Consider the following 22,269-nt stretch of genomic DNA (forward strand, 5'->3'; position numbering starts at 1 on the left):
GGTTGATTTGGAACCGGTTCGGACCCTAGCACTTTTGTTCAAGACGGTAATGACCGATTGGTTTAAAGTCGTTCTATGCACAATGTTTCGCAGGAACAGGCCATAGACGTCATGCCGGTTGCAGCGACGGAAACGACGCGTTTCTGGCGCGACCCGCGTTTTGGCGGCATGGAATGTCTGAGCGCGACGTTCCTGACACATGAATATTCGCCGCACGCACATGATACCTTCTCGATCGGCGCGATCGAAAGCGGCTCGCAGATTTCCACCATTCAGGGCACCAGGGAACAGACCGGGCCGGGGCATCTCTATCTCATCAATCCGGACGAGATTCACGATGGTGCGCCGGGTGGCGGCGGTTATCGTTATCGGATGATCTATCCCGACGCAGCGCTGCTGCGTGATATCATCGAGGATGTGACGGGCAGGGCTTTCCACGGAATGCCGTCCTTTCCAAGGTTTCTGCCGCGTGATCCGCAGATGGCCGCTGCTTTTCAGATGGCGCATCGCAGGCTGGAGGCCAAGTCCGGCGCTCTTGAGGCAGACGAGGGCATGTTCTCGGTTCTGGCGGCACTGTTCGGCAGGCATGGCAGCGCCATTATCCTGGCCGTTGAAACCCGCGAGAAGACGGCGGTCCATACCGCCCGCGACTATCTCTCCGATAATTACGAGACCGATATCGGCCTTGAGGAATTGGCGTCCATCGCTGGTCTCAGCCGCGCGCATCTCATCCGGGCCTTCCGCAAGGAGTTCCACATCACCCCGCATGCCTATCTGACAGATGTGCGCATAAGGCGGGCGCGCCGTCTTCTGCGTTCCGGCGAAATGCCGGCCGAGGTGGCTGCGCTGTGCGGTTTTGCCGATCAGGCGCATTTTACGCGGCATTTCAAGGCGCGCACCGGCGTCACGCCGGGACAATTCCGGACAGCGTGATTTTGGTGGCCATTCCGAAGCGCAACGTCACTTTCATTCAAGACTGGAAAAACTTGCAGGCGTAATCGCATGTCTCTGAAAAGGAGAATGCAATGTCCGTGCTGGAAAAACGTGCAGAGCTTGGCGCAGGCCTGAGAGCTGCGGCACCCCTGCTGGTCGCCATGGTGCCGATCGGCGCCGTGTTCGGTGCAGTCGCGGTCGGCAAGGGATTGTCGCCGCTGGAAGCCTCGCTGATGTCGATTCTCGTCTTTGCAGGTGGCTCGCAATTCGTCGCCATGGATCTGTGGACGCATCCGGCAAGCTGGAGCGCGCTCGGTTTTGCCGCGCTGCTGGTCAATCTTCGCCATGTGCTGATGAGCGCTTCCATCGCTGGCAAGCTCGATGATTTTACCGGCTGGCGAAAATATGCTGCCATGCTGGTGCTGACGGACGAATCCTGGGCGCTATCGGAATTCAGGGCAGTTGCCGGCAGGCTGACGGCCGCATTTTTCACCGGCGCTGCGCTGTCAATCTACCTCGTCTGGAACATCGCCACGCTCACGGGCGCACTTTTAGGCTCGGTGATGGGGGACATGACGGTCATCGGTCTGGACTTCGCTTTTCCGGCCGTGTTCATCGTGCTGCTGATGGGGTTCTGGAAGGGCAGGGAAACGGGCCTGGTGCTGCTGGCAAGCGCTGCCGCCGCCTTTGTCACGCACGCGCTGGTCCCGGGCGCCTGGTACATAGCCGCCGGTGCGCTTGCGGGACTTTCCGTCGCAGCCTTCGGCCGCGAGGACGAGGTGGAGCAGCCTGCATGACGCTTGATACGAACACCCTGCTGGCGATCCTCGCCATGATGGCGGCCACCGTCGCTACGCGTCTTGGGGGTCTGCTGCTGGTCAACCATTTCACCCTGACGCCGCGTCTGAAAAAAGCGCTCGGCGTGGTTCCGCCTGCGGTCTTGATGGCTGTGGTGACGCCAACGGCATTCTCAAGCGGAATGGCGGAAACAATCGCCTGCGCGGTGACGGCAGTCGCGGCGCTCCGCCTCAGCCTGCTGCCAGCCGCAACGCTCGGCGTCGTCACCGTGGCGCTTTTGCGCGGAATCGGATTGTGAGGCAATCCCGCCAAAGTTCTGAAAAGATTCCCCAGTTTCGATTTAGAGCAGGCAGGGCGAAACGCTGACCCGGTTCCGCCCTCGGTTTAGATCAATGCTCTTCGTACTGGCTGAAGCTCGGGTCGGCCAGATCCGCGAAGCGGGTGAATTCGGACTGGAAGGCGAGTTTCACCGTGCCGGTGGGTCCGTGACGCTGTTTGGCGATGATGACGTCGGCGGTGCCTTTCACCTTGTCGAACAGGGCCTCCCACTCGGCATATTTCGGATCGGAAATATCGCGCGGCTCCATGTTCTTGACGTAATACTCCTCACGGAACACGAACAGCACCACGTCGGCGTCCTGCTCGATCGAGCCCGATTCACGCAGGTCGGAAAGCTGCGGGCGCTTGTCTTCACGGCTTTCCACCGCACGGGAGAGCTGTGAAAGCGCGATGATGGGAACGTTGAGTTCCTTGCCGAGCGCCTTAAGGCCCGTGGTGATCTGGGTGATTTCCTGCACGCGGTTCTCACCGCTCTTGCCGGCGCCGGTCATCAGCTGAATATAGTCGACCACCAGGACGTCAAGACCACGCTGACGCTTCAGTCGACGGGCACGGGCGGAAAGCTGGGCGATGGAGATACCACCGGTCTGGTCGATGTAAAGCGGCACCTTCTGCATCATCTGGGAGCAGGCGACGAGCTTCTCGAAATCGGCCTCGGTAATGTCACCGCGGCGGATTTTCGAGGAAGACACTTCCGTCTGCTCTGAAATGATACGGGTTGCCAGCTGTTCGGACGACATTTCGAGCGAGTAGAAGCCGACGACGCCGCCGTTTTTCGCCTTGAACGAACCATCAGGCTGAACTTCCTGATCGTAGGTCGCGGCGATGTTATAGGCGATGTTTGTGGCAAGCGAGGTCTTGCCCATACCCGGACGACCGGCAAGTACGATAAGGTCGGAACGCTGCAGGCCGCCCATGCGGGCGTCGAGCGAATGGATGCCGGTGGAAATGCCGGAAAGATTGCCGTCACGCTCGAAGGCGGCGCCCGCCATGTCGATCGCCAGCGCCACGGCGTCGTTGAACGACTGGAAGCCGCCATCGTAGCGACCGGTTTCCGCCAGTTCGAACAGGCGGCGCTCGGTGTCTTCGATCTGCGCCTGCGGCGGCATGTCCAGCGGCGCATCATAGGCGATGTTGACGACATCCTCGCCGATCTGGATCAGCGCGCGGCGCAGCGCCAGATCGTAAATCGCCCGGCCGTAATCTTCCGCATTGATGATCGAAACGGCTTCTGCCGCCAGACGCGCCAGATATTGCGCCACCGTCAGGTCGCCGACCTTGTCGTCTGCGGGCAGGAAGGTCTTGATGGTCACCGGATTTGCGGTCTTGCCCATGCGGATGATGTCGCCCGCCACTTCGAAAATCTTGCGGTGCAGCGGTTCGTAAAGATGCACGGGCTTCAAGAAGTCCGACACGCGGTAATAGGCGTCGTTGTTAACGAGGATGGCGCCCAGCAGCGCCTGTTCGGCCTCGATATTGTTCGGCGCCTCGCGGTAATGCGGTTCCGCCGGTTGCGCGGGGGTGATCTTTCTCACAGCGTCGTTCATGGTTTGCACGATCTCCCTTTGCCTTGCCACTACACTTCGGGTTTGGCTTCCTTGGCCATGGCAGTCAATGATATTGTTGCAACACTCTATGGCAGCCTGACGTCCTGTCTGCGAAGCTGGATCACATCTTCAGTTGTCCCCAGCAATCCACAGGCGGGTGGGGACAAGGGGCGGGAAATTCCCGGCAACGTGATTCGCTGCCATGAGTTTATCGCATGGCAGACCCGACGTGAAAGAAACTTGAAAATCGGCAGGCTTCCAAATAAATAGGCAGAAAATAAGTAGTGTGCTAATTATAAGGCTTGCTGACATGTCCCGCGAAACCGACAAGGAACAGCTTCTGGACGAGGTGTCCGCCTTCACCCGCAAGCTGCGCGCATTTTTTGACGCGCGGGTAGGGGAAAGCGGCCTGACTTTGGCGCGTGCGCGTGCGCTTTTCGCGCTGTCGCGACGTGGGCCGCTGACCCAGACGGAGCTTGCCGAGGAAATGGAAATCGAAACGCCGACGCTGGTGCGCGTGCTTGACGGCATGGAGAAACAGAACCTCATCGAGCGCCGCTCCGACGAAACCGACCGCCGCGCCAAACGCATCCACATGACGGAGGAGGGCGAGAAAACCTCCGAAACGGTGCAGGCGGTGGCAAAATCGCTCCGTTCTGAAATCGCCGCCGATGTTTCCTCGCAGGATCTGGCGATGGCGCTGGATGTCATGCGCAGGCTTTCGGCCAATCTGCAAAATCTGGCAAGCGGGAGGGCGCAATCGTGAGTACCGTGGTGCCGCAAACGGCAGATGAGACCGCCTCTGAAAATGCCGACGTTACGGTAAAGCCGGCGAACGTGCCGGAATCTGCTGCTGCGGCCGCCGCGCCTCAACCGGTGGAGCGGCCAGTGTGGCTGCGGCTGTGTTTCATCTTCGCGGGCCTGGCGTTCTTCATCACGCAAGGGTTGGGCATGAACCTCGTCATGGCCAATCTATACCAGTTGCAGGGCGAATTTTCCGCCACGGTGGCCGAGGTCGCCTGGCTCTCCGCCGCCTATATGGCCCCCTATGCCACGTTTTCCATCGCGCTGTTCAAGGTGCGAACGCAATATGGCCTGCGTCCCTTTGCCGAACTTTCGATCATCGTCTTCGTGGTTGCCTCCTGCCTCAACCTGTTCGTGACAGATTTGCATTCGGCGATCGTCATCCGCTTCCTCAGCGGCATGGCGGCGGCACCTCTTTCTTCGCTCGGCTTTCTCTACATTCTGGAGGCCTTTCCGCCGGCGCGGAAATTCTCGCTGGGCTTCAGCATCGCACTCACCGGAACCTTGCTGTCTGCACCGCTCGCGCGCATCGTCTCGCCTTCCTTGCTGCAAATCGGCGGCTGGAATGCCCTTTACACGATGGAAATGGGCTTCGCGCTGATCTCGCTCGCCTTGATCTACCTGTTGAAAGTCACGCCGCCTCCGCGGGCGAAAGTCATCGAGCGCACGGATATTCTGAGCTACCTTCTGTTTGCGGGTGGCCTCGGCTGTCTTGCGGTCATGCTCACGCTTGGCCGGTTTTACTGGTGGTTCGAAACATGGTGGCTGGGCGTGCTTCTGGCCACGTCGATCACGCTTCTCACGCTGATGGTCGTCATCGAGTTGCCGCGCAAGAACCCGCTGCTTGACCTGCGCTGGATTTTCTCGAAAACCAACCTGCATGTCATAGCGGTCCTGCTCATCTACCGTGCAGTTTCCTCCGAGCAATCCTCGACGGCGGTGAGTTTCTACCAGCAGCTTGGCCTTTTGAACGACCAGACGATCACGCTTTATGCTCTGGTGCTTTTGGCGACGGTTCTCGGCGGTGCGGCCTGTGCCTGGCTGATGCTGACGAAATATGTCGATACCGCTCATGTGATTGCGCTTACCCTGATTGCGGCCGGCGCTTTTCTGGACAGCCAGTCCAACAACCTGACGCGGCCAGCGCAGATGTATCTGAGCCAGATGATGATCGCCTTCGGTGCGGCCATGTTCCTGCCGCCCGTTATGGCAAAGGGGTTCGCTGCCGCACTTGCGCGCGGAGCGCCCTATCTGGTGAATTTCATCACCATCTTCCTGTTCACCCAGATCACCGGATCGATGTTGATGACCGGGCTGCTCGGCAGTTTCGTGACGCTGCGCGAAAAATTCCATTCCAATATTCTGGTGGAAAATATCCTGCTCACCAACCCTTTGGTCGCCCAGCGCGTGTCGCAGCTTTCCGGCGCCTACAGCCACGTCATCACCGATCCGGCGCTGCTGAAGGCCGAGGGGCTTTCCCTCCTTGGCCAGCAGGTTACCAAGGAAGCCTATGTGCTCGCCTATAACGATACGTTCCTGTTGATTTCCACCGTTGCGGCGCTGGCGCTCATGGCGCTTTTGCTCCACCTTGCATGGCTGCGCATCCGTCCCCGCTTTTTCCGGGACAATGTCGATGCCGCGCCGGCGCCACAGTCTTGAACCTCCAAGAGTGATAATATGCTGAAGAAGATTTTTACCCCCGTTTCCATTCTCGTTCTGCTCGGTGGCCTCGCCGGCGTCGCCCTGGTGCTCTATGCATGGCGCCTGCCGCCATTCCTCTCAACCGTCGAAATGACCGACAACGCCTTCGTGCGTGGTTACGTGACGACGATGAGCCCGCAGGTGAGCGGTTATGTCGTGGATGTGCCGGTGAAGGACTATCAGGAGGTCAAACAGGGCACATTGCTGGCGAAGATAGACGACCGCATCTACCGCCAGAAGCAGGCGCAGGCGGGAGCCGCGCTGGATACGCAAAAGGCGGCACTGGACAATTCCCGCCAGCAGGAAAACGCCGCCAACGCCAATATCCGTTCCAGCGAGGCGGCTGTCGATAGCGCGCAGGCATCTCTGAAACAGGCGCAACTGGCATCAGACCGTCAGGACAACCTCATCAAAAGCGGTGCCGGCACCTCCAGCCTGCAGGAAGAGGCTCATGCCGCGCTTGAAAAGGCGAGGGCATCGCTCTCGCAGGCGAAAGCGGCACTTGAGGTCTCGCGGCAGGATTTGCAGACGATCATCGTTAACCGCAGTTCCCTGCAGGCCGCTGTCGCCAATGCCGAGGCTGCGGTCGAACTCGCCAGGATCGATCTCGACAATACCGAAATTCACGCGCCGGTGGACGGCAGGCTCGGCGAAATCGGCGTGCGCACCGGTCAGTATGTGACAGCCGGAACGCAGTTGATGGCGGTTGTGCCGCATGATGTCTGGGTCATCGCCAATTTCAAGGAAACCCAGCTCGCGGGTATGCAGGTCGGCCAGCCGGTGACGATCTCGGTGGATGCCCTGCATCGCCGCAAGCTCAACGGCCGCGTCGAGCGGTTCTCGCCCGCAACGGGATCGGAATTCGCTGTCATCAAGCCCGACAATGCCACCGGCAATTTCGTGAAGATCGCCCAGCGTCTCGGCGTGCGCATCGCAATCGACGCCGACCAGCCGCTGGCAGCGGATCTGTCGCCGGGCATGTCGGTGGTCGTGCATGTGGACAAGAGCGTGGCGCCGGAGGGGGCGGAGACGGCGGCGAGGTAGTCTGGCGCTGAGTTTGCCGAGAGGCACCCCCTCTGTCCTGCCGGACATCTCCCCCACAAGGGTGGAGATCGAGTTGTGGCTTGCGCTCGACAACCTCAACGTTGCGGCTATTAGCGATGTGGGATCGCCCTGCCGATATCCCCCCTTGTGGGGGAGATGCCCGGCAGGGCAGAGGGGGGTATCCCTCCACACACTCCAGTCACAAAACCAAAAAAACCCCGGATGTCGCCATCCGAGGTTTTCCTTATGACCACAAGGCCAAATCTTATTCGTCGTCGTCGTTGCCGTCAGCTTCCGGATCGAAGAAGTCTTCCGGACGCAGGGCGTCTTCGTCAACGCCGTAGATGGCGTCGGCGGAGGTGAGGCTTTCGCCCTTGGACTGACGCTCGGCTTCTTCGGCAGAACGGGCAACGTTCAGCTCGACCTGAAGCTCGACTTCGGCGTGCAGGTGCAGGGTAACGTTGTGCAGGCCGATGGTCTTGATCGGCGTGTTCAGTTCAACCTGGTTGCGGCCGATGTTGAAGCCTTCGGCGCCGAGGATTTCAACGACGTCGCGAGCAGCAACAGAACCGTAAAGCTGACCGGTTTCGCCAGCCGAGCGAACGACGATGAAGGACTTGCCTTCGAGTGCTTCGGCAACCTTCTGGGCTTCCGACTTGCGCTCGAGGTTACGGGCTTCAAGCGTTGCGCGCTCGGTTTCGAAACGGGTCTTGTTGGCGGCGTTGGCGCGCAGCGCCTTGCCCTGCGGCAGCAGGAAGTTACGTGCGTAACCGTCGCGAACCTTTACGGTTTCGCCCATCTGGCCGAGCTTGTTGATGCGTTCGAGAAGAATAACGTCCATCTTCTTGATCCTTTCTATGTGTTGGTTTCGTTCGTATTGTCAGTTTTCCGCGTTGGGGTGAGGGAGATCGTGCTGCGCACGTCGCTCAATCCCAAAACGAGAATGATAAGCAGCGGGAAGACAAAGACCGCCGAGAGATAGGCGAGGATGAGAACCGGCAGACGCCAGTCCTTTCCACGCGCGCGTTTGTGCAGCGAGGCGTAACCCGCCATCAGGAAGCCCGCGCCGAAGGTGCCGCAGACGACTGCGCCGACCATGGCGGCGACGCCCCCGAAGAACATGGCGACGATGCCGCAGAGAAAAACGAAGATGGCGTTGCGGTGCATGCGCAGTGCGGAAGGAATGTCCTCGCGTGGGCGAAGACCCTTGCCGAAGGAACCGACCAGCCGGGCCGCGAAATAATAGGCCGCAAACAAAAGGATGACCCACAGGCCGCCCTGAACGATCGGCAGCATCAGAACCAGCAGTGACTTCGTCTGCGCCAGTGCCTCGACATTGGGTTCGAACAGCGGTTCGCGGCTCTGCACGGAGGTCATCATCAGATCGACCATGCGCGCGACGAGATCGGGACCGTAACCGATCATCCAGCCGAGAATGACGACGGCAACCGAAACCAGAAGGCAGAGATGCAGGACGATGCCGGACAGCGGATACCAGGCAAGCAGGTCATCCGGGCCGCCGAGTTCCGAGGCCGGGCGCGCCAGATTGGCAAGATGCGAAAGCCAGCCCGCCGGGATCAGCGTGAAGATCGCAATGGTCAGCGAGAAAAGCGGCGATATGACGAGCGCGCCGATGATAGCCGTGGTGATGATCGCAACGACGGCTGCGCGATTTCCCCAGCCCATGCCGGCGATGAAGATGGGCATGGCGGAACCGGCGTAAAGCAGGAAGGAAAAGGACGACTGTGCCGTTGCGCCAAGCGTTAGAAACGCGGCGCATATGCCGGCGAGAACGCCGGTGATCAGCACTGTCTGGTTCAACTTTTGCACTTCGCTGTCCTGCTGGAAACTTGAGCAGTTAGAGGACCGGTCCAATCAGGATCGTCGTCCCCAACATGGGTTTTATGGTATCGATCCGCGCCCAACGCGGAAGGATTTGAACTCGCAACCTACTGATCAAAAGTCAGTTGCATCGTGGAAGACGAGGCCGCGCCAAAGCGCGGCCTCGCTTCAAATCATTACGCTACGACGTAAGGCAGCAGGCCGAGGAAACGGGCGCGCTTGATCGCCTGGGCGAGTTCGCGCTGCTTCTTCTGGGAAACGGCCGTGATGCGGGAAGGAACGATCTTGCCGCGCTCGGAAATGTAGCGCTGCAGGAGACGAACGTCCTTGTAGTCGATCTTCGGAGCGTTTGCGCCGGAGAAGGGGCACGTCTTGCGACGGCGGTGGAACGGGCGGCGTGCCTGGGAAGAGGATGTATCAGCCATTGGTCAATTCTCCTTATGCACGGTCTTCGCGCGGACGGCGCGGACGGTCTTCGCGGTCGCCGAAGCCACCTTCGCGCGGTGCGCGGGGACCACGATCTTCACGCGGGCCACGATCCGGACGGTCGCCATCGCGGCGCGGACGGTCGTCACGGTCGCGCTTCTGCATCATCGCGGACGGGCCTTCTTCGTGGGCTTCGACGGCGATGGTCATGTAGCGAAGAACGTCTTCGTTGATGCGCATCTGGCGCTCGATTTCGTGGATCGCAGGCGCCGGAGCGTCGATGTCCATGAGAGCGTAGTGAGCCTTTCGGTTCTTCTTGATGCGGTAGGTGAGGGACTTCAGACCCCAGTTCTCGACGCGTCCGACTTTACCGCCGAACGATTCGATAACGCCCTTGTACTGCTCGACAAGTGCGTCGACCTGCTGGGCAGAAATATCCTGCCGGGCAAGGAAGATGTGTTCGTAAAGAGCCATTTAAGCTTTGCCTTTCTTGCGTTTCGTCCTTCACCCGGCAACGGCGCTAAGCCTCAACGACTGCTCCTGGTTAGGCTGCGAAGCCTTAAAGCAAGAAAAGCGTTGTTCGAGACGGTCGAGAGCGGAGACACGGGAGGCCGGAAAAACCTTATGGTTCCTGCTGTTTCGTTACCGAAACCAGCCCTCCGTTCAGCCACCAGCCAATTGGACCGGGTGTTGTGAACAGCGCGCTTATACCCATTTTTGCCCGGAATGCAAGGACCGGAGGCGAAAAAGCGCGCTGCGCTATCGTCAGATCGGCATCGGATATTGCCGATGGATCGCAGCAATACCCTTCAGCACCTCTTCCGATAGCGCCACATCGGCTGCTGCGATATCCACCTTCAGCTGCTCCATGGTCGTTGCGCCGATGATGGCGGAGGCCATGAAGGGGCGTGTCAGGCAGAACGCGATGGCGAGCTGTGCCGGATCGAGGCCGTGTTGTGCGGCTAGCTCAAGATAGGCCTTGACCGGCGCTTCCTGATGCGGCTGCAGGCGACCGCCGAGGTCCTTGTTGATAGTGCCGCGCGAGCCCGCAGGGCGCGCGCCGTTCTGATACTTGCCGGTGAGCAGCCCCGCCGCCAGCGGCGAGTAGGCCAGCAGGCCGACATCTTCGTGATGGGCGACTTCCGCCATGTCGAAATCGAAGCTGCGATAGAGCAGGTTATATTCGTTCTGGATGGTTGCGACGCGCGGCAGGCCACGGGCCTCGGCAATATCGATATATTTCTGTGTACCCCAGGCGCTTTCGTTGGAAAGGCCGATAGCGCGGATCTTGCCGGCCTTTACCAGCTCGCCGAGCGTGTCGAGCTTTTCGGTTATCTCGGCAAGCGTGCGCTCCTTTTCCTGACCGGAAGCATCAAAGCTCCAGGCGCCGCGGAAGTGATAGGTGCCACGGTTCGGCCAGTGGATCTGATAGAGGTCGATGTAATCCGTTTTCAGGCGCGTGAGGCTGGTATCTACTGCCTCGCGGATGGCGCTCGCATCGATATCGCGCCCGCCGCGAATATAGTCACGCCCGGAACCGGCGACCTTGGTGGCGAGCACGACCTGGTCACGCTTGCCGGTCTTTTCGAACCATGTGCCGATATAGTCTTCCGTCCGTCCCTGCGTTTCGGCGGAAACGGGGGTGGTGGGGTAAAGCTCGGCCGTATCGAAGAAATTGACGCCGTTCTCCAGCGCGTAATCCATCTGCGCATGCGCTTCGGCTTCAGTGTTCTGCGTGCCCCACGTCATTGTGCCAAGGCAAATTTCGGACACGGAAATGCCCGTGCGGCCCAATAGTCTCTGTTTCATGGAAATGTCCCGGTGCTTGGCCAGATATTTGAAAGGTGGCATGAAAGTAATGGGGAATTGCCGCAGTGCAAGAAAAAATATGATGAAAAGAAAGGGGAAAATAGATCGGCAAAACCGCGTCGATGGGGTGCCGAAGGGCTTCAAGCCTTGACTCCGCAGGCCGGAATGTGAATGGAAGTCGAAAAGAATAAAGGCAAGGCCAGACAAGAAGGACCACATCCCATGGGTATTGCATTCACATTTCCCGGTCAGGGAAGCCAGGCCATCGGCATGGGCAAGGAACTCGCCGATACCTATCCGGAAGCACGGGCTGTGTTCCAGGAGGTCGATGACGCGCTCGGCCAGAAGCTTTCCGACATCATGTGGAATGGCCCGGAAGAAACGCTGACGCTGACGGCCAACGCCCAGCCGGCGCTCATGGCGGTGTCCATGGCGGTCATGCGGGTTCTGGAAGCGCGGGGTCTGAAGCTCTCCGACGCCGTCTCTTATGTCGCTGGCCATTCGCTCGGTGAATATTCCGCGCTCTGTGCTGCCGGCACCTTCTCGATTGCCGATACCGCACGGCTTCTCCGCATCCGCGGCAATGCCATGCAGGCTGCCGTGCCGGTGGGCGAGGGCGCGATGGCAGCGATCATCGGGCTGGAGCACGACGCTGTTTCGGCAATTTGTGAAGAGGCTGCCATTCTCGGCGTCTGCCAGATTGCCAACGACAATGGCGGCGGCCAGCTGGTCATCTCCGGTGGCAAGGCGGCTGTCGAGAAGGCGGCTGCGATCGCTTCCGAAAAGGGCGCCAAGCGCGCCATCATGCTGCCTGTTTCCGCGCCCTTCCATTCCGCGCTGATGGCGCCGGCGGCGGAAGCCATGCGCGAGGCGCTGGCGGCTGTCGAAAAGAATAATCCGGTCGTGCCTGTTATCGCCAACGTGCGTGCCGCCCCCGTTTCCGACGCCAATGAGATCGCCGCTTTGCTGGTCGAACAGGTGACGGGCCAGGTGCGCTGGCGCGAGACGGTGGAATGGTTTGCCGCCAACAATGTAACGCAGCTTTACGAGATCGGCTCGGGCAAGGTGCTGACGGGTCTTGCCCGTCGCATCGACAAGACGGTGAACGGCGTTGCCGTCAACGGCGCTGCCGATATCGACCAGCTTCTCGCCACTCTTATCGGCTGAGACGGGCTTCGCCCCGCATCGGCTTTTTGTTTTACGGTAATTCCCGATGCGATTTCGCTAAAAGGCTTTTGCGGAATTGCTCTAAAGAAGGAACGGAACATGTTTGATCTGACAGGCCGCAAGGCTCTCGTAACCGGCGCGACCGGCGGCATTGGCGAGGAAATCGCCCGCCTTCTGCACAGCCAGGGCGCAACCGTCGGCCTGCACGGCACGCGCGTTGAAAAGCTCGAAGCCCTGGCGGCGGAACTTGGCGACCGCGTCAAGATTTTCCCGGCCAACCTTGCCGATCGTGCCGAGGTCAAGGCGCTGGGCGAAAAGGCCGAGGCCGAGCTGGAAGGCGTCGACATTCTCGTCAACAATGCCGGGATTACCAAGGACGGCCTGTTCGTGCGCATGAGCGACGAGGACTGGGACAACGTCATCGAGGTGAACCTGACCGCGATGTTCCGCCTGACGCGTGAACTGACGCATCCGATGATGCGCCGCCGTTTCGGCCGCATCATCAACATCACCTCCATCGTCGGCGTCACCGGCAATCCCGGCCAGGCGAACTATTGCGCCTCCAAGGCTGGCATGATCGGTTTTTCGAAGTCGCTGGCACAGGAAATCGCCACCCGCAACGTCACCGTCAACTGCGTGGCGCCCGGCTTCATCGAAAGCGCGATGACCGGCAAGCTGAACGACAAGCAGAAAGACGCCATCATGGGTGCCATTCCCATGAAGCGCATGGGAACGGGCGCCGAAGTCGCTTCGGCCGTACTTTATCTGGCTTCCAATGAAGCTGCTTACATGACCGGCCAGACCTTGCACGTCAATGGCGGCATGGCGATGATCTGACGCCACCTGAAAGGCGTCTTGAAACGATTGCGGCGCTGTTTCTGCACCTTGTTTGGTGTCGGGCGCCGCAAGACCCTCCATGCCGGTTTCCGGCGAAATTGCCTGTCATACGTTGTGCTTAGCGCGTTTTCAGGCTTTTCGACCGGTTGAAACCGTGTTAATCGGGCCAAGACTGTGAACAGTCGTCCCGGAGAGACAGGAAGCCGTTGCGATTTTGCGCGACGATGTCTAGCTTGGACCGGGTTGAACGGGTTTGCCAGCAGTGCCGGATTTGAACGGCGCATGAGGGCTTCTAACAGGGCAGGGTGCCGTAAGGCATTCCCTTCAAAATAAAGGTCGAGGAAACCGACATGAGCGATATCGCAGAACGCGTAAAGAAAATTGTAATTGATCATCTGGGCGTCGACGCCGACAAAGTTGTTGAAGGCGCAAGCTTCATTGACGATCTGGGCGCTGATTCGCTCGATACCGTTGAACTGGTCATGGCTTTCGAAGAAGAATTCGGCGTCGAGATCCCAGACGACGCAGCTGACTCGATCCTGACTGTTGGCGACGCTGTCAAGTTCATCGAGAAGGCCCAGGCCTGATCGACCTGTATTGGGGAGGTGTAACAACCTCCCGTCTTGGCCCGGCTTGTCCGGGCCAATATTTTATCGTGAAACAGAACGCGCCTGAAAGACGTGCGTCCTGACGAATGCATAAGTTTCTGAACCGGCTCTGGCCTGCGGAAGATTATGCGGACATTCAAAATGGTGCAGCGCCTGTTCCCGCCATTCCATGGTGTGTGGCGTTGCAAAAAGACCGATGATTTGGATAAGGGCGGAGCGTTGGCGATGAGGCGTGTCGTTATCACCGGTACCGGCATGGTATCTCCTCTTGGATGCGGAACGGAAATCACCTGGGAACGGCTGCTTGCCGGCCAGAACGGTGCCCGTCTCGTGACTGAGTTCGAAGTCGAAGACTTGCCCGCAAAGATTGCCTGTCGCATTCCCATCGGCGATGGCTCCAACGGCACGTTCAATGCCGATGACTGGATGGAACTCAAAGAGCAGCGCAAGATCGATCCGTTCATCCTTTACGGTGTGGCCGCTGCCGACATGGCGCTTGCGGACGCCGGCTGGCATCCCGAAACGGACGAGGACCAGGTCGCCACGGGCGTTCTGATCGGCTCCGGCATCGGCGGTCTGGAAGGTATTGTCGAGGCGGGTTATACGCTGCGCGACAAGGGCCCCCGCCGCATTTCTCCATTTTTCATTCCCGGCCGTCTGATCAACCTGGTTTCCGGCCACGTCTCAATCCGTCACAAGCTGCGCGGTCCGAACCACGCCGTAGTGACGGCTTGCTCGACCGGCGCGCATGCCATCGGCGATGCTGCCCGGATGATTGCGTTCGGCGATGCCGAGGTCATGGTCGCAGGTGGCGCCGAATCACCGGTCTGCCGCATCGCGCTTGCCGGCTTTGCCGCCTGCAAGGCGCTTTCCACCCAGCACAACGACGATCCGCAGAAGGCATCCCGTCCCTATGACCGCGACCGTGACGGTTTCGTCATGGGCGAAGGTGCCGGTATCGTCGTTCTGGAAGAGCTGGAACATGCCAAGGCGCGCGGCGCAAAGATTTATGCCGAAGTAGTCGGTTACGGCCTTTCCGGTGATGCCTACCACATCACCGCACCGTCTGAAGATGGCGATGGCGCCTACCGCTGCATGGCGATGGCGCTGAAGCGCGCCGGCCTCACGCCTGACGATATTGACTATATCAACGCCCACGGCACCTCCACCATGGCCGATACGATCGAGCTTGGCGCGGTCGAGCGGCTGGTTGGTGACGCGGCGTCGAAGATTTCCATGTCTTCCACGAAGTCGGCCACCGGCCATCTTCTCGGAGCAGCTGGCGCTATCGAGGCGATTTTCGCTACGCTTGCGATCCGCGACAACATCGTTCCGCCGACGCTGAACCTCGACAATCCCGACGTGGAGACGAAGATCGATCTGGTGCCGCACAAGGCGCGCAAGAGGCAGGTCAACGTCGCCTTGTCGAACTCCTTCGGGTTTGGCGGCACCAACGCCTCCCTCGTACTGCGTCGCTACGAAGCATAAATCACGACGAAAACCCGGCGCCGCAAACCGCCTAAAGCGGTGCGGCTCCCTCCCGCCGGGTGCCTGAGAGCGCTCTTCTTTGAAGAACGCATTGCGGCTTGCGAAAGCCATTTCGATTTTCGCGCCGATATTGTAGTCGTTTACGGAAGACGGTTTGCCGGTTTCGGAATGATTTCCTGCTGCGGGTGAATTTCCCGCCGCAGATGGCTTTCCTTGACCGGCTTTGCCGGAAACGACGATTCGTGAAGGAGGACAATGAGGTCTTCACGATGTCTCTATGTGGTGCAGGAAGGCATTCCGAACCTGTTTTTGCCGCATTACCTGCGCAAAAAGCGCTGACAACGCCGAACTGAAAAGGACCGACGGTGAGCGACACGAACCAGAACAGCCAGGGACCATACGGACGAGACGGCGCGGGTGAGGGCAATCGCGGCCCGATCATCCCGAAATCCCCGACCGAAGCGCTTCGGCCGGAAAAAGTGCCGGCTCCACCGAAGCGCTCCCGCAAGGCCCATGGCCAGCTGGTGATCTTCCTGAATTTTCTGATGACGCTTGCGGTTGCCGTCTGTGTGCTTGCTGTCGCAGCCTTTTATTACATGATAAATGCGTTTCAGGAGCCCGGTCCGCTTCAGACGAACACACATTTCACCGTGCGCAACGGCGCAGGCCTCATCGAGATCGCCAATAATCTCGAGCGCAATGACGTCGTATCCAATGCCCGTGTCTTCCGCCTGATGACGGGCAGCTACCTGCAAAAAGACCAGACGCTGAAGGCGGGCGAATACGAAATCAAGGCCGGTGCATCGATGAAGGATATCATGATGCTCTTGGAGTCGGGCAAATCGATCCTTTATTCCGTGTCGTTGCCGGAAGGTCTGACCGTCAAGCAGATGTTCGCGCGGCTTGCCGCCGACGAGGTGCTGGATGGCGAATTGCCCGCCACCCTGCCGCCGGAAGGCAGCCTTCGCCCCGATACCTATCGCTTTACCCGTGGTACGAAGCGTGAGGAAATCATCAACCAGATGAGTGCGGCGCAGGAGAAGCTGATCGACATGATCTGGGAACGTCGTGACCCCGACCTGCCGATCAAGACGGTCGAGGAATTCGTGACGCTCGCCTCGATCGTGGAGAAGGAAACCGGCAAGGACGACGAGCGCGCCCATGTCGCTTCGGTGTTCTACAACCGGCTGAAGAAGGGCATGCGCCTGCAATCCGACCCGACGATCATCTACGGTCTCTTCGGCGGCGACGGTAAACCGTCCGACCGTCCGATCTACCAGTCGGACCTGCAAAAGCAGACGCCCTTCAATACCTATGTCATCAAGGGCCTGCCACCGTCTCCCATCGCCAATCCGGGCCGGGCCGCACTCGAGGCGGTTGCCAACCCGTGGCGTACTGATGACATCTACTTTGTTGCCGATGGCACCGGCGGCCATGTGTTTGCGAAGACGCTGGACGAACATAACGCCAATGTGCGCCGCTGGCGCAAGATCGAGGCCGAAAAAGCGGCTTCCGGCGCCAATCCCGATGTTGTCGTGGATGGTCAGCCCGGCGGCACCGAGGCGGAAAAACCGGCCAATAACTGATAGTTCTGACCGGGCCTTGTCATCGCAAGGCCCGGTTTTTTGCACGGCATGATGGGGGCTTTCTGAATATGACATTGCAATCGATGACCGGGTTCGCGCGCAGCGAAGGAACCTCCGGCCGTTACCGCTGGGCGTGGGAATTGCGCTCGGTGAACGGCAAGGGGCTCGATGTGCGCCTGCGCCTGCCAAACGGTCTGGAAGCGCTGGAAACGGGCCTGCGGGAAATCGCGGCACAGCATCTTTCCCGCGGCAATATTCAGGCGGGATTGACGCTGGCGATTGCGGAAAACCGGCTGGAGGCGGTGATCAACCGCGATGCTCTTGCCGCAGTTCTCGCTCTCAAGGAAGAACTGGGCGACGTCGTCGACGACAAGCCGCTGAGCTTCGATACGCTACTGTCGCTGCGCGGGCTCGTCGATTTTCGCGAGGCGGAAGATGACGCCGAGGCGCAGGCCGCGCGCAACGCCGACGTGCTTGCGGGCTTTGCCGCCGCCGTCGAGAAGCTGAAGGACATGCGCGAGCGGGAAGGGGCGTCCCTGTTTGCCATCCTTTCCGGGCAGATCGACAGGATCGAGCAACTCGTGAACCTCATCGAAAACGATCCTTCCCGCCAGCCGGAACAGATCGCTGCAAGGCTTGCCCAGCAGATTGCCCTTATTGGCGATGGCATGCACGGGCTCGATCGCGACCGTCTGCACGCCGAGGCCGCACTGATCGCTACCAAGGCGGATCTGCGCGAAGAGGTCGACCGGCTACACGCACATGTCCAGGCATCGCGCGAACTTTTGGCTCATGGCGGGCCAGTTGGCCGCAAGCTCGATTTTCTTGCACAGGAATTTAACCGCGAGTCGAATACAATCTGTTCCAAATCGAACGCCAGTGCGGTAACCGCAGCAGGCATAGAGCTGAAAGTGGTTATCGACCAGTTCCGCGAGCAGGTCCAAAATCTGGAGTAGACCCATGGTTCCGGTGAACAATTCCCCTGTTACGATTGCCCGCAGAGGGCTGATGCTGGTGATTTCATCGCCATCGGGCGCTGGTAAATCCACGATAGCGCGCAACCTGCTTGACAAGGACAAGAACATCAGCCTGTCCGTCAGCGTGACGACGCGCCCGCGCCGCCAGAGCGAGATTGAAGGCATCCACTACCACTTCATCTCCAAGCGCGACTTCGAGCGCCTGCGTGACAGCGATGAGCTTTTGGAATGGGCCGAGGTTCACGGCAATTTTTACGGCACGCCGCGCGAGCCGGTGGAAGTGGCGATGGCGGCCGGACGCGACATGCTGTTCGACATCGACTGGCAGGGCGCCGAACAGCTTCAGGACAAGATGAAGGCCGACGTCGTGTCGATCTTCATCCTGCCGCCAACCATGACCGAGCTGCAATCGCGCCTGCACCGCCGCGCCGAAGACACCGAAGCGGTGATCCAGACCCGGCTTCTCAATTCCCGCGCCGAGATCGAGCACTGGCGCGATTACGACTACGTCATCCTCAACGACGACCTGCAGGCGGCCTTCGAGGCCGTAGAAGCGATAGTGAAGGCCGAACGTGTGCGCCGCGACCGCCGCCACGGCATGTTCGATTTCGTGCGCGGACTGCTTGCAGAAGAACCGCAGCTCTGATTTGGCAGTTAAAGCGGCGTGTTATCTCTAATGCTGACGTAGCCATTGCCGGGACAGGCGCTCGTCTGCCGCGTCTGCTGCCCAGCCGTGGCCTGTGTCGAGTGTCTCCAGTACCACATCCGCGCCCGCAGTCGAAAATTGATCGGCCAAATGGGGCGCATCATCGCGATGCCGCCGCTCATCATGTGCACCTGCCAGCAGGAGCGCAGGATATCCGGTGAGCTTCGGAAAATGCTCCTTATTGCGGGGGGATAGTGGCCGAAGCAGAATTGCACCCCTCGACAGATGACGATTCTGGCAGATTGTTTCAGCCGCGATGATCGCACCGTTTGAATACCCCGCGAGAAAGGGTCTTTGCCCCGTCTGCTGAAATACGAATTCGATAAACCGGCAAAGCCCGGCGGCTTGATGTTTCAGGTCGTCGATATCGAGTTGTCTGTCGGGCTTTCTGCGAAAAAACGCAAAGCCATTTTCCCATGGCACAATGCCTCTCGGAGCATACAGAATGCCGTTGGGAAAAACGGCACGGCCAAACGAAGCGAGATCTTCCTCCGTTCTTCCCGAACCGTGTAGCAACACGACCGCGCAATCAGGCGATCCGACGGGCATGTGGAGCTTGTAGTGAAAACCGGCACTCTCCACGCGCTTGTCCTCTAATTCTGTCACCCGCGTTAGAAGTGCCGAAACGTCGCCTTCAATTAGAGGCAGTTCGCTAGCGTCACAAATTCCTCGACCGACAGCGTTTCAGCCCGTCGTGTCGCGTCAATGCCTGCCTTTTCCAGCAGAACTTCACCGCCAAGGCTTTTCACGCTCTGGCGCAGCATCTTGCGGCGTTGGCCGAAGGCGGCTTCCGTTACCTTTTCGAGCTTCGCGACATCGCAGGGCAGCGGCTTTTCCTTTGGCAGCAGATGCACGACCGTCGAGGTAACCTTAGGCGGTGGGCTGAAGGCCTGCGGCGGGACGTCGAAGGCCATTTCCGAAACCGTGCGCCAGCCGGCGAGAACGCCAAGGCGGCCGTAATGGTTGTCGCCTTCTTCTGCCACGATGCGCTGGCCGACTTCCTTCTGGAACATCAGCGTCATGGAGAGCCAGAAAGGCGGCCATTCTTTCGGCAGCAGCCAGTTGACCAGCAGTTGCGTGCCGACATTGTAAGGCAGGTTGGCAATGATCCGCACCGGTTCGCCAGCGGGAACCAAACCCTCGAAATCGGTCTTCAGCGCATCACCCTCGATGACCTCAAGACGTCCGGGATAGTGCGCTTCGATCTCCGCAAGTGCTGGCAGGCAGCGGCTGTCCCGCTCAATGGCGATAACCTTTTTGGCCCCGAGCGATAGAATGGCGCGGGTGAGGCCGCCAGGCCCGGGGCCAACCTCAATGACCGTCACGCCGTCAAGCGGCCCAGCGGTTCGGGCGATCTTCTGGGTGAGGTTGAGATCGAACAGGAAGTTCTGCCCGAGCGACTTCTTAGCGTCTAGCCCATGGCGCTGAATGACATCGCGTAGCGGCGGCAATCCGTCAATGGCGGCCATTATGCGCCGACCCGGCTGCGAAGAGAAATCTCCGCCGCCATCTTCAGCGCTGCGACAAGGCTCGTTTCGCTGGCAATGCCCTGGCCGGCGATGCCGAAGGCGGTGCCGTGGTCGGGCGAGGTCCGGATGAAGGGCAGGCCGAGCGTGACATTGACGGAATCGTCAAAGCCAAGCGCCTTGGCCGGGATAAGGGCCTGATCGTGATACATGCAGACGGCGACATCATAGCGCCTGCGGGCGGCATCGTGGAACATCGTATCGGCGGGCAGTGGGCCGAAAGCGTCGATCCCGTCTTTCCGCAACCGTATGGTCGCAGGGTGAACCACATCGCGGTCCTCCGTGCCCAATGCCCCATCTTCACCCGCGTGCGGATTGAGACCGGCGACCGCCAGTCGTGGTGCTTCAATGCCGAATTTCTGCCGCAGATCAGCATCGATAATGCGGCAGGTCGTAACGATCAGCTCTTCCGTCAGCGCCGAAGGCACGTCTTTTACTGGGATATGGATCGTTACCGGCACGACGCGGACCTTGGGTCCGGCAATCATCATCACCGGCATCACCTGTTTGCCGGTCAGGCGCAAAGCCAGATCGGCGAGAAATTCCGTGTGACCGGGAAAACCGAAGCCTGCTTCGTAAAGCACGGATTTCGCAATCGGATTGGTGACGACGGCGGAAGCCTTGCCCTCGACCGTCAAGGCAACGGCGAGCTCGATCGCCTTGATCGTCGCATGAGCGGCTCCGACATGCGGCTGGCCGGCCTGAACCTCGAAACCGACGGGAAGAGGAAGAACGGGAAAAGCACGGTCGAACACGCCGACGGCATCCGCCGCTTCGCAGGTCTCGATACTGACCGGTATGCCAAGCAGCGCCGCACGGCTCGCCACCACATCGGGATCGCCGATGAAGATGAATGGCGCCACGCCGTTCTCCCGGCGGTTGGCCCAGGCGGCAATGGCGATATCAGGGCCGATACCGGCTGGATCTCCCTGTGTCAGGGCAAGCGGCAGGGATGCATGTGTCACGGAAAGGCCGGCTCTCGTATCAGGTGTTGACGATCTGCGCCTTCTTGCGCAGCTCATCCATATATTTCTTCTCGTTCGGGTTTTCGCCACCCTTGGCCTTCATCAGGTCTTCGGACTTGAACACCATTTCCGCTGCGTAATCGTCGGAAACCTGACGCTGCTTGCAGATTGCCAGATATTCGACGCCCTTTTCGGTCACGCGTGTTCCTGTGGTGCCGCCTTCCTTGGTCTTTTCCACGAGAGGCTTCCACTCTTCCGGCAGTTCGGGCGCCAGAATCCGTCCAAGATCCTTGATCGCCACGTCCCGCATGGTGGCCGCGAAAGTCATGGCCTGGTCGCAGCCGGGATAACGCTTGCGCGAGGCTTCAGCCTCGGCCTTGCGCTTGCCGGTGATGGCATTACGCTTCGATTCCGGAATGACAAAGATCACCTGTTGCAGGAAATATTCCGTCGTTACCGGCTTGTCGCCGCGTTCCCTCAGGCGGGTGACGAGGTCCTGGTTAGACATCTTGCCACGCGCACCATAACGGGCGTTCACAAGGCGCGGCCAGCTCATCTGCACGGCAATGAAGGCTTTGAAGTGGTCGGCGCCGACACCGGCCTTGGAGAGGATCTGCGTCAGCTGTTGCGGGTTCATCTTGTTGTTTGCAGCAAAGCGCGCAAAAGCCGCATCGACTTCTTCGGTGCTGACCGACATTTTCACACGGCCGATTTCTTCGCGCTTTAGCGCCTCATCAACCAGCTGCTCGCGTGCCTTTTCGGCGAGATTGCCGGATTGACGCTGCAACTTCAGAAAGGCGACACGCCTGGCAATATCGTCGTTGGTGATGGGGGTCTTGTTGACGACGATCTTGACCGTGCTGTCGGCGAAGGCCTGGCTGGCAAAGGGCGCAACGGCCATGGGAACGGCGAATATCGCAAAGGCGAAAGCAGCGCCACGCAAAGCCGTCTTTCCGAAATTCATCATATCCTTCTCCCTTTCGTCGGGCGGGGGTCTGTTTCCCCGTCCCGCCAATCTGTTCTGTCTGCCAATGGGGAATATTCCTTACCCCGGCTTTTCAGATCTGCACCTGTGCATCCGCACCGCGAATTTGCCACGTATATATCATCGCGATCTGCAAGACGGCAATGTGTCGGTTTGTTGAAAGAAACCCGATGGTTCTATA

The 22,269-nt window shown here is 59.7% G+C and carries 23 protein-coding genes; 13 read left to right on the plus strand and 10 right to left on the minus strand.

Going from position 1 to position 22,269, the window contains the following annotated elements:
- Nucleotides 1–75 precede the first annotated feature (75 nt).
- From RBH71_RS17760 to RBH71_RS17770, 3 genes are all read left to right on the plus strand, one after another.
- Nucleotides 76–933, plus strand: a complete 858-nt coding sequence (locus tag RBH71_RS17760) for an AraC family transcriptional regulator (RefSeq protein WP_035251674.1) — start codon at nt 76–78, stop codon at nt 931–933.
- Between the two features lie 92 nt (nt 934–1,025).
- Nucleotides 1,026–1,730, plus strand: a complete 705-nt coding sequence (locus tag RBH71_RS17765) for an AzlC family ABC transporter permease (RefSeq protein ID WP_003512355.1) — start codon at nt 1,026–1,028, stop codon at nt 1,728–1,730.
- Nucleotides 1,727–2,029 carry an AzlD family protein gene (locus RBH71_RS17770; protein WP_003512357.1) on the plus strand — a complete coding sequence of 101 codons (303 nt, stop codon included), beginning with the start codon at nt 1,727–1,729 and terminating at the stop codon, nt 2,027–2,029. Before RBH71_RS17765 ends, RBH71_RS17770 begins: the two co-directional genes overlap by 4 nt.
- A gap of 91 nt (nt 2,030–2,120) precedes the next feature.
- Here RBH71_RS17770 and RBH71_RS17775 read toward each other — a convergent pair whose 3' ends face one another.
- Nucleotides 2,121–3,617: a replicative DNA helicase gene (locus RBH71_RS17775; protein ID WP_003512358.1), complete on the minus strand. Its 1,497-nt coding sequence runs from the start codon at nt 3,615–3,617 to the stop codon at nt 2,121–2,123.
- A 310-nt stretch (nt 3,618–3,927) separates the two neighbouring features.
- Between RBH71_RS17775 and RBH71_RS17780 the strand changes: the two genes are divergently transcribed.
- The 3 genes from RBH71_RS17780 to RBH71_RS17790 are packed head-to-tail and all read left to right on the plus strand — an operon-like array spanning nt 3,928 to nt 7,166.
- Nucleotides 3,928–4,383 (plus strand): MarR family winged helix-turn-helix transcriptional regulator, encoded by a 456-nt coding sequence (locus tag RBH71_RS17780; RefSeq protein WP_003512359.1) that lies wholly within the window; start codon nt 3,928–3,930, stop codon nt 4,381–4,383.
- Nucleotides 4,380–6,080, plus strand: coding sequence for an MFS transporter (locus RBH71_RS17785; protein WP_003512360.1), 1,701 nt, complete (start codon nt 4,380–4,382; stop codon nt 6,078–6,080). The genes RBH71_RS17780 and RBH71_RS17785 overlap by 4 nt, the downstream gene beginning before the upstream one ends.
- An 18-nt stretch (nt 6,081–6,098) precedes the next feature.
- Entirely contained in the window at nt 6,099–7,166 is a 1,068-nt protein-coding gene (locus RBH71_RS17790; RefSeq protein WP_003512361.1) for an HlyD family secretion protein, read from the plus strand.
- Between the two features lie 265 nt (nt 7,167–7,431).
- Here the strand turns inward: RBH71_RS17790 and rplI are convergent, their stop codons facing one another.
- The 5 genes from rplI to RBH71_RS17815 all read right to left on the minus strand — a co-directional run bounded on the left by rplI (nt 7,432) and on the right by RBH71_RS17815 (nt 11,243).
- Nucleotides 7,432–8,007 carry a 50S ribosomal protein L9 gene (gene rplI / locus RBH71_RS17795; protein ID WP_003512362.1) on the minus strand — a complete coding sequence of 192 codons (576 nt, stop codon included), beginning with the start codon at nt 8,005–8,007 and terminating at the stop codon, nt 7,432–7,434.
- 14 nt (nt 8,008–8,021) lie between these two features.
- The gene (locus RBH71_RS17800) at nt 8,022–8,996 is read right to left on the minus strand and encodes a hypothetical protein (protein WP_025592960.1); all 975 of its coding nucleotides are present in this window, start codon (nt 8,994–8,996) and stop codon (nt 8,022–8,024) included.
- A 188-nt stretch (nt 8,997–9,184) separates the two neighbouring features.
- Nucleotides 9,185–9,433: a 30S ribosomal protein S18 gene (gene rpsR, locus RBH71_RS17805; protein ID WP_003496832.1), complete on the minus strand. Its 249-nt coding sequence runs from the start codon at nt 9,431–9,433 to the stop codon at nt 9,185–9,187.
- A 13-nt stretch (nt 9,434–9,446) separates the two neighbouring features.
- Nucleotides 9,447–9,908 (minus strand): 30S ribosomal protein S6, encoded by a 462-nt coding sequence (rpsF, locus tag RBH71_RS17810; protein WP_003512373.1) that lies wholly within the window; start codon nt 9,906–9,908, stop codon nt 9,447–9,449.
- Nucleotides 9,909–10,199: 291 nt separating this feature from the next.
- A complete protein-coding gene (locus RBH71_RS17815; RefSeq protein ID WP_003512375.1) occupies nt 10,200–11,243 on the minus strand; it encodes an aldo/keto reductase in 1,044 nt (347 codons plus the stop codon).
- A 222-nt stretch (nt 11,244–11,465) separates the two neighbouring features.
- On the opposite strand from RBH71_RS17815, the gene fabD reads away from it, so the two are divergent.
- The 7 genes from fabD (at nt 11,466) to gmk (ending at nt 18,552) form a co-directional block, all read left to right on the plus strand.
- Nucleotides 11,466–12,410: an ACP S-malonyltransferase gene (fabD, locus tag RBH71_RS17820; protein ID WP_003512377.1), complete on the plus strand. Its 945-nt coding sequence runs from the start codon at nt 11,466–11,468 to the stop codon at nt 12,408–12,410.
- Between the two features lie 99 nt (nt 12,411–12,509).
- Nucleotides 12,510–13,247 carry a 3-oxoacyl-[acyl-carrier-protein] reductase gene (gene fabG / locus RBH71_RS17825; protein ID WP_003512379.1) on the plus strand — a complete coding sequence of 246 codons (738 nt, stop codon included), beginning with the start codon at nt 12,510–12,512 and terminating at the stop codon, nt 13,245–13,247.
- Between the two features lie 350 nt (nt 13,248–13,597).
- Nucleotides 13,598–13,834 (plus strand): acyl carrier protein, encoded by a 237-nt coding sequence (locus RBH71_RS17830; RefSeq protein ID WP_003502080.1) that lies wholly within the window; start codon nt 13,598–13,600, stop codon nt 13,832–13,834.
- Nucleotides 13,835–14,080: 246 nt separating this feature from the next.
- Nucleotides 14,081–15,343 carry a beta-ketoacyl-ACP synthase II gene (fabF, locus tag RBH71_RS17835; protein ID WP_323687432.1) on the plus strand — a complete coding sequence of 421 codons (1,263 nt, stop codon included), beginning with the start codon at nt 14,081–14,083 and terminating at the stop codon, nt 15,341–15,343.
- A gap of 365 nt (nt 15,344–15,708) precedes the next feature.
- Nucleotides 15,709–16,929: an endolytic transglycosylase MltG gene (gene mltG / locus RBH71_RS17840; protein ID WP_003512383.1), complete on the plus strand. Its 1,221-nt coding sequence runs from the start codon at nt 15,709–15,711 to the stop codon at nt 16,927–16,929.
- A 68-nt stretch (nt 16,930–16,997) separates the two neighbouring features.
- Nucleotides 16,998–17,885 (plus strand): YicC/YloC family endoribonuclease, encoded by an 888-nt coding sequence (locus RBH71_RS17845; RefSeq protein WP_003512385.1) that lies wholly within the window; start codon nt 16,998–17,000, stop codon nt 17,883–17,885.
- Nucleotides 17,886–17,889: 4 nt separating this feature from the next.
- Nucleotides 17,890–18,552: a guanylate kinase gene (gene gmk / locus RBH71_RS17850; protein WP_003512388.1), complete on the plus strand. Its 663-nt coding sequence runs from the start codon at nt 17,890–17,892 to the stop codon at nt 18,550–18,552.
- 27 nt (nt 18,553–18,579) lie between these two features.
- On the opposite strand, the gene RBH71_RS17855 is transcribed toward gmk, so the two are convergent.
- Genes RBH71_RS17855 through RBH71_RS17870 form a run of 4 tightly spaced genes read right to left on the minus strand, consistent with a single transcriptional unit; the run spans nt 18,580 to nt 22,070 of the window.
- Entirely contained in the window at nt 18,580–19,194 is a 615-nt protein-coding gene (locus RBH71_RS17855; protein ID WP_323687433.1) for an alpha/beta hydrolase, read from the minus strand.
- A 56-nt stretch (nt 19,195–19,250) separates the two neighbouring features.
- Nucleotides 19,251–20,081: a 16S rRNA (adenine(1518)-N(6)/adenine(1519)-N(6))-dimethyltransferase RsmA gene (gene rsmA / locus RBH71_RS17860; protein WP_003512392.1), complete on the minus strand. Its 831-nt coding sequence runs from the start codon at nt 20,079–20,081 to the stop codon at nt 19,251–19,253.
- Complete coding sequence (gene pdxA / locus RBH71_RS17865) at nt 20,081–21,103, minus strand: 4-hydroxythreonine-4-phosphate dehydrogenase PdxA (protein ID WP_003512394.1); 1,023 nt, start codon at nt 21,101–21,103, stop codon at nt 20,081–20,083. The genes rsmA and pdxA overlap by 1 nt, the downstream gene beginning before the upstream one ends.
- 19 nt (nt 21,104–21,122) lie before the next feature.
- Nucleotides 21,123–22,070 (minus strand): peptidylprolyl isomerase, encoded by a 948-nt coding sequence (locus tag RBH71_RS17870; RefSeq protein WP_003512396.1) that lies wholly within the window; start codon nt 22,068–22,070, stop codon nt 21,123–21,125.
- Nucleotides 22,071–22,269: the final 199 nt, after the last annotated feature.

The organism is Rhizobium sp. AN68 (assembly GCF_030758035.1).
GTDB lineage: Bacteria > Pseudomonadota > Alphaproteobacteria > Rhizobiales > Rhizobiaceae > Agrobacterium > Agrobacterium tumefaciens.